The 16,573-nt window shown below is 64.1% G+C and carries 13 protein-coding genes and 1 pseudogene; 8 read left to right on the top strand and 6 right to left on the bottom strand.

Going from position 1 to position 16,573, the window contains the following annotated elements:
- Nucleotides 1-6: 6 nt before the first annotated feature.
- The 4 genes from D6C00_RS01985 to D6C00_RS01970 all read right to left on the bottom strand — a co-directional run bounded on the left by D6C00_RS01985 (nt 7) and on the right by D6C00_RS01970 (nt 5,395).
- Complete coding sequence (locus tag D6C00_RS01985) at nt 7-1,059, bottom strand: class I fructose-bisphosphate aldolase (RefSeq protein ID WP_125180068.1); 1,053 nt, start codon at nt 1,057-1,059, stop codon at nt 7-9.
- A gap of 90 nt (nt 1,060-1,149) precedes the next feature.
- Nucleotides 1,150-3,603, bottom strand: coding sequence for an EAL domain-containing protein (locus D6C00_RS01980; RefSeq protein WP_125180067.1), 2,454 nt, complete (start codon nt 3,601-3,603; stop codon nt 1,150-1,152).
- Nucleotides 3,600-4,445 (bottom strand): phosphate/phosphite/phosphonate ABC transporter substrate-binding protein, encoded by an 846-nt coding sequence (locus D6C00_RS01975; protein ID WP_125180066.1) that lies wholly within the window; start codon nt 4,443-4,445, stop codon nt 3,600-3,602. The genes D6C00_RS01980 and D6C00_RS01975 overlap by 4 nt, the downstream gene beginning before the upstream one ends.
- A 74-nt stretch (nt 4,446-4,519) precedes the next feature.
- Nucleotides 4,520-5,395 (bottom strand): LysR family transcriptional regulator, encoded by an 876-nt coding sequence (locus tag D6C00_RS01970; RefSeq protein WP_125182320.1) that lies wholly within the window; start codon nt 5,393-5,395, stop codon nt 4,520-4,522.
- Nucleotides 5,396-5,497: 102 nt separating this feature from the next.
- Between D6C00_RS01970 and leuC the strand changes: the two are divergent.
- From leuC to D6C00_RS01940, 6 genes and pseudogenes are all read left to right on the top strand, one after another.
- Nucleotides 5,498-6,896 (top strand): annotated as a pseudogene (gene leuC / locus D6C00_RS01965) (3-isopropylmalate dehydratase large subunit).
- 136 nt (nt 6,897-7,032) lie between these two features.
- Nucleotides 7,033-7,674, top strand: coding sequence for a 3-isopropylmalate dehydratase small subunit (leuD, locus tag D6C00_RS01960; RefSeq protein ID WP_125180065.1), 642 nt, complete (start codon nt 7,033-7,035; stop codon nt 7,672-7,674).
- A 216-nt stretch (nt 7,675-7,890) separates the two neighbouring features.
- Complete coding sequence (gene leuB, locus D6C00_RS01955) at nt 7,891-8,964, top strand: 3-isopropylmalate dehydrogenase (RefSeq protein WP_125180064.1); 1,074 nt, start codon at nt 7,891-7,893, stop codon at nt 8,962-8,964.
- Between the two features lie 184 nt (nt 8,965-9,148).
- Nucleotides 9,149-10,171, top strand: coding sequence for an aspartate-semialdehyde dehydrogenase (locus tag D6C00_RS01950; protein WP_125180063.1), 1,023 nt, complete (start codon nt 9,149-9,151; stop codon nt 10,169-10,171).
- A 235-nt stretch (nt 10,172-10,406) separates the two neighbouring features.
- On the top strand, nt 10,407-12,812 hold the full coding sequence (locus D6C00_RS01945) for a FimV/HubP family polar landmark protein (protein ID WP_449649475.1): 2,406 nt from the start codon (nt 10,407-10,409) through the stop codon (nt 12,810-12,812).
- Between the two features lie 149 nt (nt 12,813-12,961).
- Nucleotides 12,962-13,174: a hypothetical protein gene (locus D6C00_RS01940; RefSeq protein WP_125180061.1), complete on the top strand. Its 213-nt coding sequence runs from the start codon at nt 12,962-12,964 to the stop codon at nt 13,172-13,174.
- Between the two features lie 263 nt (nt 13,175-13,437).
- Here D6C00_RS01940 and D6C00_RS01935 read toward each other — a convergent pair whose 3' ends face one another.
- A complete protein-coding gene (locus D6C00_RS01935; protein ID WP_125180060.1) occupies nt 13,438-13,830 on the bottom strand; it encodes a hypothetical protein in 393 nt (130 codons plus the stop codon).
- 5 nt (nt 13,831-13,835) lie between these two features.
- Nucleotides 13,836-14,597: a class I SAM-dependent methyltransferase gene (locus tag D6C00_RS01930; RefSeq protein WP_125180059.1), complete on the bottom strand. Its 762-nt coding sequence runs from the start codon at nt 14,595-14,597 to the stop codon at nt 13,836-13,838.
- A 218-nt stretch (nt 14,598-14,815) separates the two neighbouring features.
- Between D6C00_RS01930 and D6C00_RS01925 the strand changes: the two genes are divergently transcribed.
- Entirely contained in the window at nt 14,816-15,526 is a 711-nt protein-coding gene (locus D6C00_RS01925; RefSeq protein ID WP_125180058.1) for a hypothetical protein, read from the top strand.
- A gap of 206 nt (nt 15,527-15,732) precedes the next feature.
- Nucleotides 15,733-16,512 (top strand): tRNA pseudouridine(38-40) synthase TruA, encoded by a 780-nt coding sequence (gene truA, locus D6C00_RS01920; RefSeq protein ID WP_177433193.1) that lies wholly within the window; start codon nt 15,733-15,735, stop codon nt 16,510-16,512.
- Nucleotides 16,513-16,573: the final 61 nt, after the last annotated feature.

Genomic DNA, 16,573 nt, shown 5'->3' with positions numbered 1-16,573 from the left:
GCTATCTTATGCAATCGTGACCTCATCCGACAGATAGACATCCTGAATGGCGTTGAGCAGCTTCACGCCCTCGGCTACCGGCTTCTGGAAGGCCTTGCGGCCGGAGATCAGGCCCATGCCGCCGGCGCGCTTGTTGATCACGGCGGTGCGCACGGCCTGGTGCAGGTCGTCCTTGCCGGAGGGTCCGCCGGAGTTGATCATGCCCACCCGGCCCATGTAGCAGTTGGCCACCTGGTAGCGGACCAGGTCGATGGGATGCTCGCTGGTCAGTTCGTCGTAGACCTTCGGGTGGGTCTTGCCGAAATCCAGCGCGGTGTAGCCGCCGTTGCCCAGCGCCTGCTTCTGCTTGATGATATCGGCCTCGATGGTCGCAGCCAGGTGATTGGCCTGTCCGGTCAGATCCGCGGCCGTGTGGTAATCGGTGCCTTCATGCTTGAAGGCACTGTTGCGCAGGTAGGCCCAGAGCACGCACACCAGTCCCAGTTCATGGGCGCGGGCGAAGGCCTCGCTGACCTCCATGATCTGGCGCCGCGATTCCTCCGAGCCGAAGTAGACGGTCGCGCCGACCGCGACCGCCCCCAGGTCGAAGGCCTGATCGACCTGGGCGAACAGGGTCTGGTCGTATTGATTCGGATAGCTGAGCAGTTCGTTGTGATTCAGTTTGACGATGAAGGGAATCCTGTGGGCGTATCTGCGTGCCACCGAGCCCAGCACACCCAGGGTGGAGGCCACCCCGTTGCAACCGCCCTCGATGGCCAGTTCGATGATGTGCTGCGGATCGAAGAAATCCGGATTCGGTGCGAAGGAGGCGCCGGCAGAATGCTCCACGCCCTGATCCACCGGCAGCAGTGACATGTAGCCTGTCCCGCCCAGGCGGCCGTGGCTGAACAGGCTTTGCAGGTTGCGCATCACCCGCGGGTTGCGGTCGCTCTGACTGACGATGCGGTCAACGAAATCCGGCCCGGGTACATGCAGGCGCTCACGCGGAATGCCGCTGCAACGGTACGAGAGCAGGGATTCGGCCTCATCGGCCAGGATGTCCTGGATGTTCGTGCTCATGTCTGTCCTCCTTGTCCGCTGCGTGGCTTGCCCGGAGTGTGGCACACGGCAGCACGGTTGTCGCTGACATGCGTCAATCATGGCCAGGCCCTAGGACCCCTTGACCGCGGTCTGCCGCGGTTTCAGCTGCTGCTCGAGTTCCTCCAGCGGAGCGGGGCGGGAGAAATGATAGCCCTGACCGTAATCGATCCCGATTTCCTGCAGCCGTGCGAGTATCTCGCTGTTTTCCACGAACTCGGCGATGGTCTGCTGACCCAGGAGGTGGCCGATGTCGTTGATGGAGCGGACCATGGCGTAATCGATGGGATCATTGGCGATGTTCTGGATGAAGATCCCGTCGATCTTGAGGAAGTCCACCGGCAGGGTCTTGAGATACCCGAAGGAGGACATGCCGGTGCCGAAGTCGTCCAGGGCGAAGCGGCAGCCGATCGCCTGCATTCGTGACATGAATTCCTGGGCGACGATGAGATTGCCGATGGCGGTGGTTTCTGTGATTTCGAAGCTGAACTTGTGCGCCGGCAACCGGCATTCCTCGAACAGTTTGAGCACGAAGCCGGCAAAGCTGCGATCATTCAGCGTTTCGCCGGAGATATTGACGGAGACCACGCCGATTCCGGCGAGTGCCTCAGGATGGTGCCTGAACCAGTTGCAGGTGTGCGTGATCACCCAGCGATCCACCGTAGGCATCAGGTTGTAGCGTTCAGCGGCGGGGATGAAGGCCGAGGGCGGGATCAGCCGGCCGCTTTCGTCCCGCAGGCGGACCAGGATTTCCAGGTGAAAATCATCGTCCTGCACGCGCAATGGCTCGATGGTCTGGAAGTACAGCACCAGCCGGTCATCGGCGATGGCCTGGTTGATGCGACTGATCCAGTTGACCTCGCCGTAGTGGTGGTTCAGCAGGCTGTCATTCTCATCGTAGCGGTAGACCTGGTTGCGGCCGTTGTGCTTGGCCGCATAACAGGCCGCGTCGGCCAGGCTCAGCAGCTTCTGCTGGTTCAGATTGTCCGCCGTGATCGGCGCCAGGCCGATACTGGTGGTGATGTTGAAGCGCTGGTTGTCCCAGATGAACATGAATACCTCCACCGCCTGGCGGATCTTCTCGGCGATGGGGGCGGCCTCGTCCAGGGTGCAGTCGGCCAGGATGATGGTGAATTCGTCTCCGCCGAGGCGGGCCAGGATGTCGTGGCGGCGGATCTCGCCGGAGAGGATGTGACCCACCCGGCGCAGCAGTTCGTCGCCGGCGGCATGACCACAGGTATCGTTGACCAGCTTGAACTGGTCCAGGTCCAGGAACAGCAGCGCGTGCTCCTTGTGCTCGAGCCGGGCGTTGTTGATGAACTCCTGCAGCTGGCGATTGAACTCGATCCGGTTGCGCAGCCCGGTCAGATCGTCATGACTGGCCTTGTAGAGCAGTTCCTGCTGCAGAATCTGCTCACGGGTCACGTCGTGGGCGACGATGATCAGGCCGTTGATTCGGCCGGAGGTGTCCCGGATCGGCGCGGCGGACTGTTCGATGAAGATGCGTTCGCCCTGGCGGTTGAGGATGGGCTGTTCGCTGCGCGGCATGGCGGTCCCGCCCTCGAGACACTGTGCCTCCAGCAGTTCCCACAGCTGGCCGCTGTCATGTTCGCCGTGATAGATCTCGCCGATATGCCGTCCCCTGGCCTCATCCTGGTTCCAGCCGAGCAGGGTCTCGCCGGCCGGATTGAGGTACTGCACATGGCCGCCGTTGTCGGTGGTGATTACCGCATCGCCGATGGAGTGCAGCATGGTCTCGAGGTGGGTCTTCTGGCGGTCGACCTCACCGAGGGCATCGCGCAGGCGGTCGTAGCTGTCCCTGAGATCGGTCTGCATGTCCCGGAAGGCCAGGGCCAGCTGGCCGATTTCGTTCTTCTGCGAGGCGATGCTGGAGGGGATTGGTTTGAGGTTGCTGAGCGAGCTGGAGGCGATGGTCCGGGTCAGGGCATGAATCGGTCCGGTGGTGCGTCGGGCGATGGCATACAGTGCGATGCCGAACAGCAGCAGGGACACGAACAGCAGTACCAGCAGGTTGCTGGCCACGCTCGGCAGCAGCGCCAGGGTGTCACCCTGGTAGTAGGCGACATGCGCCGTGCCCAGATAGCCCGCGCCGAGTTCGATGGGCTGGATGATTTCGGTTACGGGGCGCTGCTCATAGCGGGTCTGGCGCTGCAGCATCGCTTCGGGCCGCGCCAGTTCGATCTGCCTGCCGACAAAGCTGAAATTGGTGTGCGCCAGGATCAGACCGTCCTGATTGGCGAGGTAGGCATAGGCATAATCGTCGCTGGGAATGGCGGCATGCACCCAGTTCTCGAGCAGGGTGTAATCCCGGGTCAGGATGGCGTCCATGCTGCCGTGAGCTAGCGTGCTGGCATGGGATGCGGCCTGCAGGGCCTTGAAGGATTCGATGGCACGGTTGGATTCGGTGATCACGGCCGCGGCCAACCCGGCCGCGATCAGCACCAGCAGCAGGGCAATGGGGATGATCAGCCTGAGAAACAGGTTGTAGCGGTACTTACCGGTCACGGTGCGGGCGAATACTGCATGAGGTTGCGGGTCAGCGATTCGATGTCCGGGTCATAGGCGATGAAATCCCGGATCTTGATGTCCGCCAGCGGCTGCAGCGCGGTGCGACCGGCCTGACTCGCGGACAGTGCCACCAGCGCGCGGCGCCAGCGTTCGATGTGCTCCGGTCCGAGCCGGCTGGCGCCTGCGACCAGGGGTTCGGGAAAGGGACGGGTGCTGTCGATGATGAGCAGTTCCCTGAAGTTGAGCTTGTGCTCGAGGATCTTGTAATTCACGCCGCACATGGTCGCGGCGGCGGCATCGCCCAGCAGAACCGCATAGATGGATTTTTTCAGATCGCCGGTGAAGACCAGGTCCAGATCCCTGTGCATGTCCATCCCGACATCGTTCAGATAGGCGCGCGGGGCCAGGTAGGCGCCCGCCCCGAGCGGGCTTATCAGCGCCAGTTTGCGTCCGCGCAGGTCGTCCACACTGTCGATGCCGCTGTCGGCACGGACGATGAAACGGCCCTGGCTGGTGGTCTCGCCCTCGATGTTGCGCATCTGGGCCACCGCTGTGAGCTTGCCCTTTCCCTTGAGCAGGTAGAACAGGTAGGAGTTGAGATAGACGAAATCTATGTCACCCTGGCCCAGCAGTTCCTCGACCTTATCGATGCCCTTGGGAAAGACCAGCTCGATCTCGGCGTCGAGTTCATGCCCCAGGTGCTGACGCAGGGGTTCCCAGACCTCATGCAGGCGGGAGGGGGAGGCGGGGTTGACGATGGCGAAGTGGTAGGTGGGTGCTGCCAGCGCGGGCTGGTTTGCCAGCACTGTCAGGCCGAAAACCAAGAGCAGAAAACGCATGCCTGTGAACCTCGTCCGGGCTGCCAAACACAAAAGTACACATCCGAGTATCCCTTAGCGTAGCGCATCCGGCATCAGGAGTCGCGGTGCCGGGCGACCGTCTCCAGCATGGCCCGGGCGGCATTGGAGAGGGTGCGCTCCCGGTGATGTACGATGCCCAGCCGCCGGTGCGGCGCCAGGCCCGGGACCGTCAGGGCGCTGAGTTGCTCATCCAGCATGCTGTCGGGCAGCAGGCTCCAGCCCAGACCGACCGCGACCAGCATCTTGATGGTCTCCAGGTAATTAGTCGACAGTTCCGCCTCGATCCTGAGGCCTCGGCGGGCGAATTCGGACTCGATGATCTGGCGGGTGAAGGTCTCCGGCCCCGGCAGGATGGCCGGGGTGCCGGCCAGCCGGGTCATGTCCACCCGGCCCTGGCCGGCCAGGGGATGGTCGCGACCCACAACCACGGAGAGGGGATCATCCCAGACCGGTTCCGTCATCAGCGCCGGCGGCGGGTCGACCGGCAGGGTCACCACGCCCAGTTCCAGTTCGCCGGCCACCACGGCCGCGCACACCGCTTCCGAGTCGAGAAACCGCAGCTCCAGCCGCACTTCGGGATAACCGGCTACGAATTCACGCAGCACCGGCGGCAGGCGGTGCAGTCCGATGTGATGGCTGGTACCGAGATAGAGCCGGCCCTCGACCCGGCCGGAGAGGTTGGCGATGGCCCGCTGACTGTCCTCGATGTCGAGCAGGATACGCCGGGCACGCGGCAGCAGGGCCGCCCCGGCCTCGGTCAGCAGGACCCGGTGGCCGATGCGGTCGAACAGGCGTACCTTCATCGTCGCCTCCAGGGCGGCGACGCGCTTGCTGACCGCGGGCTGGCTGAGGTGCAGCTCGGCTGCCGCTGCGGAGAAGGATTCCTGTTCGGCCACGGCCAGGAAGGCGCGCAGACCGGCGATGTCCAGGGCCATATGATTATTCCAAATAAGAATAGTCTACATGAAAAATATGAATTTGTGTTATTAAATCTCCGGCCCTAGACTCTCCCGCATCAGAGGAGGCAAGTGATGACCGGCAAGACAGTCTACGACAAGCTCTGGGACGCGCATCGAGTGCGCGAGGACGCCGACGGGACCACACTTTTATACATCGACCGTCACCTGATCCACGAGGTGACCTCGCCGCAGGCCTTCGAAGGCCTGCGTCTGGCCGGCCGCCGGCCCTGGCGTACCGACTCGGTGCTGGCGGTGCCGGACCACAATGTGCCCACCACCAATCGCCGCGGCGGCATCAGCGATCCGGTCTCGCGCATCCAGGTCGAGACCCTGGACAGCAACTGCCGCGAGTACGGCATCGAGGAATTCACCATGAACGACCCCCGCCAGGGGATCGTGCACGTGATCGGCCCGGAGCAGGGCGCGACCCTGCCGGGCATGACCGTGGTCTGCGGTGATTCGCACACCTCCACCCACGGCGCCTTCGGCGCGCTGGCCTTCGGCATCGGTACCTCCGAGGTCGAGCATGTGCTCGCCACCCAGTGCCTGATCCAGAAAAAGGCGAAGAACCTGCTCATCCGTGCCGACGGTCAACTGCCACCGGGCGTGACCGCCAAGGACCTGGTGCTGGCCATCATCGGCCGCATCGGCACCGCCGGCGGCACCGGCCATACCATCGAATTCGGCGGCGAGGCCGTGCACAGCCTGTCGGTCGAGGGCCGCATGACCGTGTGCAACATGGCCATCGAGGCCGGCGCCCGCGCCGGGCTGGTCTCGGTCGATGACGCCACGATTGAATACATGCACGGGCGCACCTTTGCGCCGAAGGGTGAGATGTGGGAACGGGCCGTGGCGTCCTGGCGCGACCTGGTTTCGGATGATGACGCCGTGTTCGATCAGACCGTGGTGCTCGATGCCGCCGAACTGGTGCCGCAGGTCACCTGGGGCACCTCGCCCGAGATGGTGGTCGGCATCGACGCCGTGGTGCCCGATCCGGCCGCGGCCGAGAGCGCGGTCAAGCGCGGCGGCATGGAAAAGGCCCTGGCCTACATGGATCTCAAGCCCGGCACGCCGATCCAGGCGATCAAACTGGACCGGGTGTTCATCGGTTCCTGCACCAACCGGTATCGAGGATCTGCGCGAAGCCGCTGCCGCCATCCGCGGTGGCAAGGTCGCGTCCAACATCAAGCAGGCGCTGGTGGTGCCGGGCTCCGGCCTGGTCAAGCAGCAGGCCGAGGCCGAGGGTCTGGACAAGGTGTTCCTCGAGGCCGGATTCGAATGGCGCGAGCCGGGCTGCTCCATGTGTCTGGCCATGAACGCCGACCGGCTGGAGCCGGGCGAGCGCTGCGCCTCGACCTCGAACCGCAACTTCGAGGGACGCCAGGGCCAGGGCGGACGCACCCACCTGGTCAGCCCGGCCATGGCCGCGGCCGCGGCGGTGCACGGCCACTTCGTGGATATCCGAGCATGATCAAGAGCGCCACGGAATACACGGAAAACACAGAAAATGTTTTGTTCTCCGGCGCCGCGCGTAGCGCGTGCGCCGGCAGGCAACAGTCCGTGCTTTCCGTGTATTCCGTGGCGCTCTTATAACGAGGTTAGAATTCATGGAAAAATTCGAGACACTGACCGCGATCGCCGCACCACTGGACCGGTCCAACGTGGACACGGACGCGATCATTCCCAAGCAGTTTCTGAAGTCGATCAAGCGCACCGGCTTCGGGCCGAATCTGTTCGACGAGTGGCGCTACCTGGATCACGGCGAGCCGGGCAGGGACAACAGCAAGCGGCCGTTGAATCCGGACTTCGTGCTCAATCAGGACCGCTACCAGGGTGCGCGTATTCTGCTGGCGCGGGAGAACTTCGGCTGCGGCTCCTCGCGCGAGCATGCCGTCTGGGCTCTGCTGGACCATGGCTTTCGCGTGGTGATCGCGCCCAGCTTCGCCGACATCTTCTTCAACAACTGTTTCAAGAACGGCATCCTGCCCATCGTGCTGCCCGCGGAGACGGTGGACCAGCTGTTCAATGAAACCGAGGCGCAGCCGGGCTACGAACTGACCGTGGATCTGGCAGGGCAGAAGGTCATCACACCGAACGGGGTTGAATTCGGCTTTGAGATCGACCCTTTCCGCAAGCACTGCCTGCTGGAAGGCCTGGACGACATCGGCCTGACCCTGCAGCACGCCGACGAGATCCGCGCCTATGAGGAGCGGCGCAGGCAGGAGGCTCCCTGGTTGTTTCAATCATAAAGAGCGCCACGGAAAACACGGAAAGCACGGACATATTCTTTATCATCGCCATGGCGCTTCGCGCCCGGGAATAAATAGATTACGGAACCTTCGCTTTTCCCTTTTCGTCATTCCCGCGAAGGCGGGAATCCATTGACCACGACGGTTTCTGGATCCCCGCCTTCGCGGGGATGACGGGCTAAAGTAACATCAGACTCAGTTGCAAAAGGTCAGACAATGAAGAAACTGCTGGTACTTCCGGGCGACGGCATCGGCCCGGAAATCGTCGCCGAGGCGATGAAGGTCATCGACCATCTCAAAGCCGCGGGCGGTCTGGAACTCGAGATCGAACAGGGGCTGGTCGGCGGCTCGGCCTATGACGCCGCCGGCACGCCATTACCGGACGCGACCCTGGAGAAGGCCAGGGCGGCCGATGCCATCCTGCTGGGCGCGGTCGGCGGGCCCAAATGGGAGCCGCTGGAGATCGCCCTGCGTCCGGAGAAGGGCCTGCTGGGGCTGCGCTCGGGGCTGGGGCTGTTCGCCAACCTGCGTCCGGCCATCCTCTACCCGCAGCTGGCCGAGGCCTCCAGCCTCAAGCCCGAGGTGGTCGCCGGGCTGGACATCATGATCGTGCGCGAGCTGACCGGGGGCATCTATTTCGGCCAGCCGCGCGGGGTGCGCGAGCTCGACAATGGCGAGCGTGAGGGCTTCAATACCCTGGTCTACGCCGAGTCCGAGATCCGACGCATCGCCCGCGTCGCCTTCGACATCGCCGCCAAACGCGCCGGCCGGGTCTGTTCAGTGGATAAGGCCAATGTGCTCGAGTGCACAGAACTGTGGCGTGAGGTGGTGACCGCCGAGGCCGCGAGCCGGCCCGATATTGAACTCTCCCACATGTACGTCGACAATGCGGCCATGCAGCTGGTGCGCGCGCCCAAGCAGTTCGACGTCATTGTCACCACCAACATGTTCGGCGACATCCTCTCCGACGAGGCGGCCATGCTGACCGGTTCCATCGGCATGCTGCCCTCGGCCTCCCTGAATGAGCAGGGTCAGGGCATGTACGAGCCGATCCACGGCTCGGCGCCGGACATCGCCGGTCAGAATATCGCCAATCCGTTGGCGACCATCCTGTCCGTGGCCATGATGCTGCGCTTCAGTCTGGACCGGAGCGATCTGGCCGATACCATCGAGGCCGCCGTCGGCCGGGTGCTGGATCAGGGGCTGCGTACCGCGGACATCATGCAGGACGGCAAGCGCCGGGTGGGTACCGCCGAGATGGGCGACGCCGTGGTCGCGGCGTTGAATTGAATACAAACAATAGCCACGGAATACACGGAACATTTCATAATGGCCACGGAAAACACGGAAAACACGGAAAGCACGGAAAAATGTTTTTTGTCCCCCGGCGCCGCGCGCAGCGCGTGCGCCGGCAAGCAATTGTCCGTGCTTTCCGTGTATTCCGTGGCTATCAGATTTTTTTAGGAGTCAGAACATGAGCAAGACATTCGATGTCGCCGTCGTCGGCGCCACCGGCGCCGTGGGCGAGGTGATGCTGGAGATTCTGGCCGAGCGCAAGTTCCCGGTCGGCGAGGTATACGCCCTGGCCAGCAGCCGCAGCGCCGGTACCCGGGTCCGGTTCGGTGATAAACAGCTGACCGTGCAGGATCTGGCTGAGTTCGATTTCTCGAAGGTCCGGATCGGCCTGTTCTCACCCGGCGCCTCGGTTTCGAAGGAGTATGCGCCCAAGGCGGCGGCCGCCGGCTGCGTGGTGGTCGACAACACCTCCCAGTTCCGCTACGACGACGACATCCCGCTGGTCGTGCCCGAGGTGAACCCCGAGGCCGTGGCCGGCTACACCAATCGCGGCATCATCGCCAATCCCAACTGCTCCACCATACAGATGCTGGTCGCGCTCAAGCCCCTGCACGACGCCGCCGGAATCGAGCGAATCAATGTCGCCACCTATCAGGCCGTCTCCGGCACCGGTAAGGAGGCGATCGAGGAACTGGCCACCCAGACCGCGCATCTGCTCAATGGCAAGGACATCGAGGCGAAGGTCTATCCCAAGCAGATCGCCTTCAACTGCCTGCCGCACATCGACGCCTTCATGGACAACGGCTACACCAAGGAAGAGATGAAGATGGTCTGGGAGACCCGCAAGATCATGGGCGACGAAAGCATCCAGGTGAACCCGACCGCGGTGCGGGTGCCGGTCTTCTACGGCCACTCAGAGGCGGTACACATCGAGACCCGCGACAAGCTCACTGCAGCGCAGGCCCGCGAGCTGCTGGCCGCCGCGCCGGGCATTGTGGTGCTGGACGAGCATACCGACGGCGGCTACCCGACTGCGGTCACCGAGGGTGCCAATCACGACCCGGTTTATGTGGGCCGTATCCGCGAGGACATCTCGCATCCGCGCGGTTTAGATTTGTGGGTGGTCGCCGATAATGTGCGCAAGGGTGCCGCCCTGAACAGCATCCAGATCGCCGAGCTGTTGGTTAAAGATTACCTCTAGGCTATAGTGGGGACGGCATTCAAGAAATTCCGATAAAGAACGCTAAGTTGCAGGATACTTCTCCACAAAATCCAAAACGACGGGATCCAGGTCAGGAAGGGTCCTCGGGCATATGAAGAGGAAGCGAAATGGTTAGGAAAACGGCCTTAGTCACGGCCATGCTGGGAGCCTTTGCCAGTCATGCCTACGCCCTGGGACTGGGCGAAATCAAGCTCAATTCCGCCCTGCATCCGCCCTGGACGCCGAGATATCCCTGTTGTCGGCCAGCCCCGAGGAGGTTGACCAGCTCAGGGTGCAGCTGGCCTCGCCCCAGGCCTATCAACAGGCCGGGGTCGAACGCATCTATCTTCATACCCGGCTCAAGTTCGCCGTTGTCACCAAACCCGACGGCTCCGCCGTGATCCAGGTCACCAGCCAGGACCCGGTGCGCGAGCCCTATCTCGATTTCCTGGTGCAGGCCCGCTGGGCCAGCGGCCAGATGGTGCGCGAGTACACCATGCTGATCGATCCGCCTGCGCTGATGCCCGCCGAGGCCCCGGCGCCGGCGCCTGCCGCACCCACCACCTCAGGCCGTCAGGCCGCCGCGCCCGCGCCTTCCCGGCCCACCGCCAGCGCGCGTCAGCAGGCACGCTTCACCGGTTTCGAATACGGGCCGGTACAGCGCAACGACACCCTGTGGAACATCGCCGAGAAGGTCCGGCCCGATACCGGTGTGAGCATGCAGCAGACCATGCTCGGTCTGGTGCGCGCCAATCCCGAGGCCTTCCAGCACGGTAACGTGAACAACCTCAAGGCCGGCCATGTGCTGCGCGTGCCCTCGCGCGAGGAATTCACTGCCATCAGCCAGACCGAGGCCCGGGCCGAAGTCAGCCGGCATCATCGCCTGTGGCGCGAGGGCCGCAGCGAGCAGACCGCTGCCGCCCCGGCCACCGGCCAGGTCGAGCGGGAGAGCGCGCCCGAACCGGGTGGCGAATCGTCCCCGACCCGGACGGAAACCGCGGGCGAAGCATCCGCTGCCGATGCCCAGCTCAAGCTGGTCACCCCCGAGGCGGCTGATGCCACCACTGCCGCCGCCAGCGGCGAAGGCGGTCAGAGCAGCGAAGGCGGTGAGATCGAGCAGGTGCGCCAGGAACTGGTTCTTGCCGTCGAGGAACTGGAGGCCCAGCGCCAGCAGAACCAGGACCTGAACGACCGCCTGGCCGATCTTGAGGAGCAGATCGCCCAGCTCCACCGCCTGGTTCAGTTGAGCGATGACGAACTGGCCCGGATGCAGGGTGCCCTGGCAGAGGACACGTCGGCCCCGGCGGATGCCGCGGACATGGCCGGGGAAACGGCCCCGGGCGAACCGCCGGTTGAACCGCCGGTTGAACCGGAGGAAGAGGCCGCCGAACCCGCGCCGGCTGAAACCGAGCCGATGGCCCGGGCTGAACCCACGCCGCCCGGCATGCAGGAAGAGATCCGCCAGCCCGCGCCGGCCACTGCCGATGAAGGCCTGCTCAGCCGTTTCCTGACCAATCCGCTGTGGCAGGCCGGTGCCGGCGCCGTTGCATTGCTGCTGCTGATCCTGGCCTGGCTGGGCGTGCGCAAGCGCCGCATGGCCTCGACCGAGTTCAAGGAAAGCATCCTGGCCGAGCCCAGGGGCGGAAATGCCGCCGGCACGGCTGCCGCGCCGGCCGCGGCCGTGGCCGCCGGCGGTGCTGCGGCAGCTGCTGGTGCAGCGGAGGAGTCTTCGGCCCCGGCGAGCGCCGGCGGCACGCAGTCCGACTCCTCGCTGTTCACGGATTTCTCTGTCAGTGACATGGGTACCATCCAGAGCGAGGCCGAGGCCGATCCCATTGCCGAGGCCGATGTCTATCTCGCCTACGGTCGCTATCAGCAGGCTGAGGAACTCATCCGTGGCGCGATCGAGAGCGAGCCCGGCAACAATGACTACCGGCTCAAGCTGCTGGAGGTCTTCTTCGCCGCCAGGAACCAGACTGCCTTCGATGCCGAGGCCGAGGCGCTGCTGGCGCAGCTTGAGAACCAGGATGCCCCCGCCTGGCAGCGGGTAGTGGAGATGGGCCGTGAACTCAGCCCCGGCAACCGCCTGTACCAGGATGGGGCTGCCGCAGACCCCGCTCCGGCTGCGGCACCCGAACCCGAACCCGAACCCGAACCCGAGGCCGGACTGGCCGATCTGGAAGGCGCCGACCTCGGCGATACCGGAATGCCGGAAGCCGGTTCCCGGGACGAGCCCGGGGCCGGGACCGAAACCGCACCGACACTCGGGGAAGACAACTCCCTGGATTTCGATCTGGGCGAGCTGGAGAGCTTCAGCCCTGAGGAAACCGGGGCCGGTGAAGCCGGGGCGCCCGGGGAAAAAGCCGCTCCCGACCTGGCCGATGACGAGAATCTGCTCGAATTCGACCTGAGCGAGAGCGAGGAGGCCGCCGCGCCGACCGGAGAGGCGGAAGAGGAAGTCGACGTCGGCGAAGGCGAACTGCAGGCCGGTGACGAGGTCTCCACCAAGCTCGACCTGGCCCGCGCCTACATCGAGATGGGGGACCCGGAAGGGGCGCGCAGCATCCTGGAGGAAGTCATCGACGAAGGCAACGAGGCCCAGAAATCCGAGGCCGAGGCCCTGATGAAAGACGTCGGCTGACCAGGCTCCTTTCCCTGCCACCCGCCAGAGCCTGGCATCCGCCGGGCTCTGGCGTTTTTGTGAATTCCACGCTTGCTTTTCCGTGCCACAGCATCGACACTCGGCTGCGCTTCACCCTCAATCGCATAACTCAACAAGGAGAGTCGCCAATGAAGAGCAGAAACATCCTTAGCGCCCTGCTGATCGCCCTCGGCCTGACCCTGGCCGGCTGCGCCGAGGATCAGGGCCCGGCTGAAGAAGCCGGCGAAAACATTGATGAATCCATGGAACGGGCCGGTGATGAGATCGAAGGCGCCACCGACGAAATGGGTGATACCCTCGAGGAAGCCGGTGACAACATGGAACAGTCCACCGACAACTGATTCAAGCCGCAGGCTACGATCAGGCCCTGGCTCCGGCCAGGGCCTTTTTTTGTGCCGATTGTCCGGCTTCAGGCTCCGGACGTTTACTCAGGAATATGGCTGGGGTAACGCTGCGTCATCCCCACGCAGGCGGGAATGACAGCGTCCTCGGTGTTGCAGCCAATTTTCCTGACCGCTGTGTAATTCGTGCTCGATGACAATGACCCGGCCGCGTCAGCAGGGATGTGGAGCGTCCGGCAACGCCGGAAAGTTTCGCAACCGGGCTATGCGTCATTGTCGAGAACGTCTTTCATGTCTGTCTCGCTTACCGGCAGAGTCAGCACCGCATGCAACCGGAACAGTTCCGCCAGTCGCGGTACGTACTGTTCCTCCGGCTTTTCCACCAGCACGATCATCTTCGCTTCCGGGGCATATTTCTGCAGGCTGTACAGGAATACATCCAGGTTGCAGACATTCACGCCCGCATAGTTATTGCCGTAGCCATAGAAGAATTCCGCCACGACATAGTCGGGCGGATTGCCTTTCAGTTCGTTGATCGCCTTGCGCTGGGAGTTGAGTCTGATCTGCTCGAAGCCCAGTCGGCGGTAGAGGGCCGAGAAGTCGGGGTGGGCCGGCGACTCGATGATGGAGTAGAGGATCTTTCTGCCCGCGGCCATCGTTCTCAGGGCTTGCGGCGCAGCACCCAGATCTCCAGCAGCGACCATTCCTCGCCGGGATAATTCTCCTGTTCCAGCGGCGACATGCGGCGGTGACGGGTGGCCATGCTGCCGACGAACTCCAGACGCTCCAGCAGCAGGCGCTTGGTCAGGTCCGCCTTGTCCAGGCTGAAGGGGTTGAGGAAATTGACCAGCATGTAGCCCTCGCGCGGGGCACGGGCGAAGGCATCGATCAGGCCCGCGATCACCTCCGGCTCCAGATAGACCAGCGAGGCGGTGGAGATCACCACATCGGCGTTCTCCATTGCCGTGTCGACGGCCTGTCTGGCCTCCGGTGCGGGAGCGTTCAGGTCGGCCACGACGGTCTCGTCGAACAGGCCGCAGCCCTGGCCGTAGGCCATGGCGTTGGCGGAGATGTCGATGCCGGTGGTATGGGCCGGAAAGCGGCGTTCGGCTTCGATCTTCCAGCAGGCATCGACATCCCGCCAGTTGTGGCGGATGGCCTCGTAGTCCATGCCGTAGACAGTGGCCATGGTGGTGTTGCCGAAACAGGCGCACAGATCGACGTAGTTGACGGTCTCCCCGCGCTGGGCCTTGTCCCTGACCCAGGGCAGGATCAGGCGGTCGAACATCCGGCGGTTGAAATCATCGGAAATGTAATCCAGCGCATCCAGGATGCGTTCCTTGAAGGGCACGGGATTCTCGGCGACATAGATGTCGTCGAAATGCTGTTTCTTCTCGTCGGTCTTGATCTGCGACTGGCTCATGCGTGGTCTCTGTTGCTTCGGAATGCCGTGATCTTCCTGATCCTGTCGGTGGAAATCAAGCCGACGGAATTCCGGGTTTACTGTTTCTGTACCTGAAGAGGTCCGATCCTGCGTGGCCGTGCGTCTGCCCGGACGGTGTTGCCGGGCGGTGCGCTCATTCCATCATTTTCTCAGGAGAATAATGGCCTTGGCGCGATCAGAGCAGGTAGAATCCCGCCATGTCCCTTGCATCTCCGTCTCCCGCCATCCGTATCCTGGCCCTGCTGGTGTTTGCCGCCGGGCTGGCGCATGCCCGCGGGCCGGTACTGGGACTGGGGTTGGGCGGGCTGGCGGCCTTCGTGCTGTTCTCCTGGCCGGCACGCGGGTCACTGCGCATACCGGGAGCAGGGCAGGCGCTGCGGCGGCTGCGCTGGCTGCTGGTCGCACTGGTGTTCATCTACGGCTGGCTCACGCCGGGCACGCCACTGGCGCCGGCGCTTGGCAGTCTTTCACCGAGCTGGCAGGGCCTGGCCGCGGGCGGGGTGCGGGCCTTGATCCTGCTGGGGATGGTGCTGGCGGTCTATCTGCTGCTGACCACCACCTCGCGCGAGCAGCTGCTCGTCGGGCTGGCCTGGCTGACCCGGCCGTTGCAGCGCCTCGGGCTGGATGCCCGGCGCCTGAACGTGCGTATCGTGCTCACCCTGCAGCGGGTGCCGCAGGCGCAGGAACTTATCCGCCAGTGGCAGGCGGAGCTGCCGCCGCTGCGTCGGTGGCGCGCCTTTGCCGCCGCCCTGCCGGGGCTGTGGCAGCGGGTGCTGGCGGCGGCGGAGAATGACCCGCCGGTGGTATTGGAGATTCCGTTGCAGCCGCGCCCGGTCTGGTGGGAATGGACCTGGCCCGCGCTTATCGCGCTGGTATTCCTGCTGCCGTGGCTTGGCGGTCTGGGATGAGGCATGGATAAACCCGATCCCGAATTGAATGGCACTTACATAAGCGGGAATAACGTGGTTATGGTTACTACCGTTCTCATTAGTAAGTGCCATTCAATCCCGAATTCTGTCCCGGAAGAGTGGAGAAACATGGCAATGAGATTGCTTTGCGTCTCCGCGCTTTTGCGTTCTCTGCGTTCCTGCCGCCACCGCCCCGGGAGCCGCTGATGCGCATCGCCCTCGGGGTAGAGTACGACGGCAGTGCCTTCAACGGCTGGCAGCGCCAGAGCCACGCCCCCAGCGTGCAGACAGCTCTGGAACGGGCGTTGTCGAAGGTGGCGGATCATCCCGTGGACGTGGTCTGCGCCGGGCGCACCGATACCGGCGTGCATGCCACCGCCCAGGTGGTGCACTTCGATACCCATGCCGAGCGGCGTATGCGCTCCTGGATCCTGGGCGGCAATTCCAATTTGCCGCCGGAGGTCGCCATAACCTGGGCGCAGCCGGTGAGTGAGGATTTCCATGCCCGCTTCCGGGCAACCGCGCGTCAGTACCGCTATATCATCCTCAACCGCGGCCAGCGCCCGGCGCTGCTGCGCAACCGGGTGTGCTGGGAGCACCGGTCACTGGACGTTGAGGCCATGCAGGCCGCGGCCCGGCCTCTGCTCGGCGAGCATGACTTCTCCGCCTTCCGGGCACTGGCCTGCCAGGCCAGGCATCCTGTCCGGACCCTGCACCGGCTGGAGCTGCAGCGGCGTGGGGATCTGATCTGGCTCGACATCGAGGCCAATGCCTTCCTGCACCACATGGTGCGCAACCTCGCCGGCAGCCTGATGGCGGTGGGCAAGGGTGAGCAGCCGGTGGACTGGCTGGGTGAACTGCTGGCCGGACGCGACCGCTCGCGCAGTGGGATTACGGCCCCGGCCGGGGGGCTGTATTTCGTGAAAGTGGCGTATCCGCCGGAATTCGGCCTGCCCGCCGAAGCGGTGTTGCCGGGAATCGGCTGAACTGCCCCTCACTTCTCGCTCAAAAGCTGCAATTCCCATGCACTTGTGACAGGATTGCGGG

Source organism: Thiohalobacter thiocyanaticus (assembly GCF_003932505.1).
In the GTDB taxonomy this organism is placed as follows: Bacteria; Pseudomonadota; Gammaproteobacteria; order Thiohalobacterales; family Thiohalobacteraceae; genus Thiohalobacter; species Thiohalobacter thiocyanaticus.
This window is presented reverse-complemented; position numbering and strand designations above follow the sequence as displayed.

What these genes read in the sequence shown, in the direction of transcription:
- D6C00_RS01985 (WP_125180068.1), bottom strand. Translation starts at nt 1,059, where the DNA reads ATGAGCACGAACATCCAGGACATCCTGGCCGATGAGGCCGAATCCCTG.
- D6C00_RS01975 (WP_125180066.1), bottom strand. Translation starts at nt 4,445, where the DNA reads ATGCGTTTTCTGCTCTTGGTTTTCGGCCTGACAGTGCTGGCAAACCAG.
- leuD (WP_125180065.1), top strand. Translation starts at nt 7,033, where the DNA reads ATGGAAAAATTCGAGACACTGACCGCGATCGCCGCACCACTGGACCGG.
- leuB (WP_125180064.1), top strand. Translation starts at nt 7,891, where the DNA reads ATGAAGAAACTGCTGGTACTTCCGGGCGACGGCATCGGCCCGGAAATC.
- D6C00_RS01950 (WP_125180063.1), top strand. Translation starts at nt 9,149, where the DNA reads ATGAGCAAGACATTCGATGTCGCCGTCGTCGGCGCCACCGGCGCCGTG.
- D6C00_RS01940 (WP_125180061.1), top strand. Translation starts at nt 12,962, where the DNA reads ATGAAGAGCAGAAACATCCTTAGCGCCCTGCTGATCGCCCTCGGCCTG.
- D6C00_RS01935 (WP_125180060.1), bottom strand. Translation starts at nt 13,830, where the DNA reads ATGGCCGCGGGCAGAAAGATCCTCTACTCCATCATCGAGTCGCCGGCC.
- D6C00_RS01930 (WP_125180059.1), bottom strand. Translation starts at nt 14,597, where the DNA reads ATGAGCCAGTCGCAGATCAAGACCGACGAGAAGAAACAGCATTTCGAC.
- D6C00_RS01925 (WP_125180058.1), top strand. Translation starts at nt 14,816, where the DNA reads ATGTCCCTTGCATCTCCGTCTCCCGCCATCCGTATCCTGGCCCTGCTG.
- truA (WP_177433193.1), top strand. Translation starts at nt 15,733, where the DNA reads ATGCGCATCGCCCTCGGGGTAGAGTACGACGGCAGTGCCTTCAACGGC.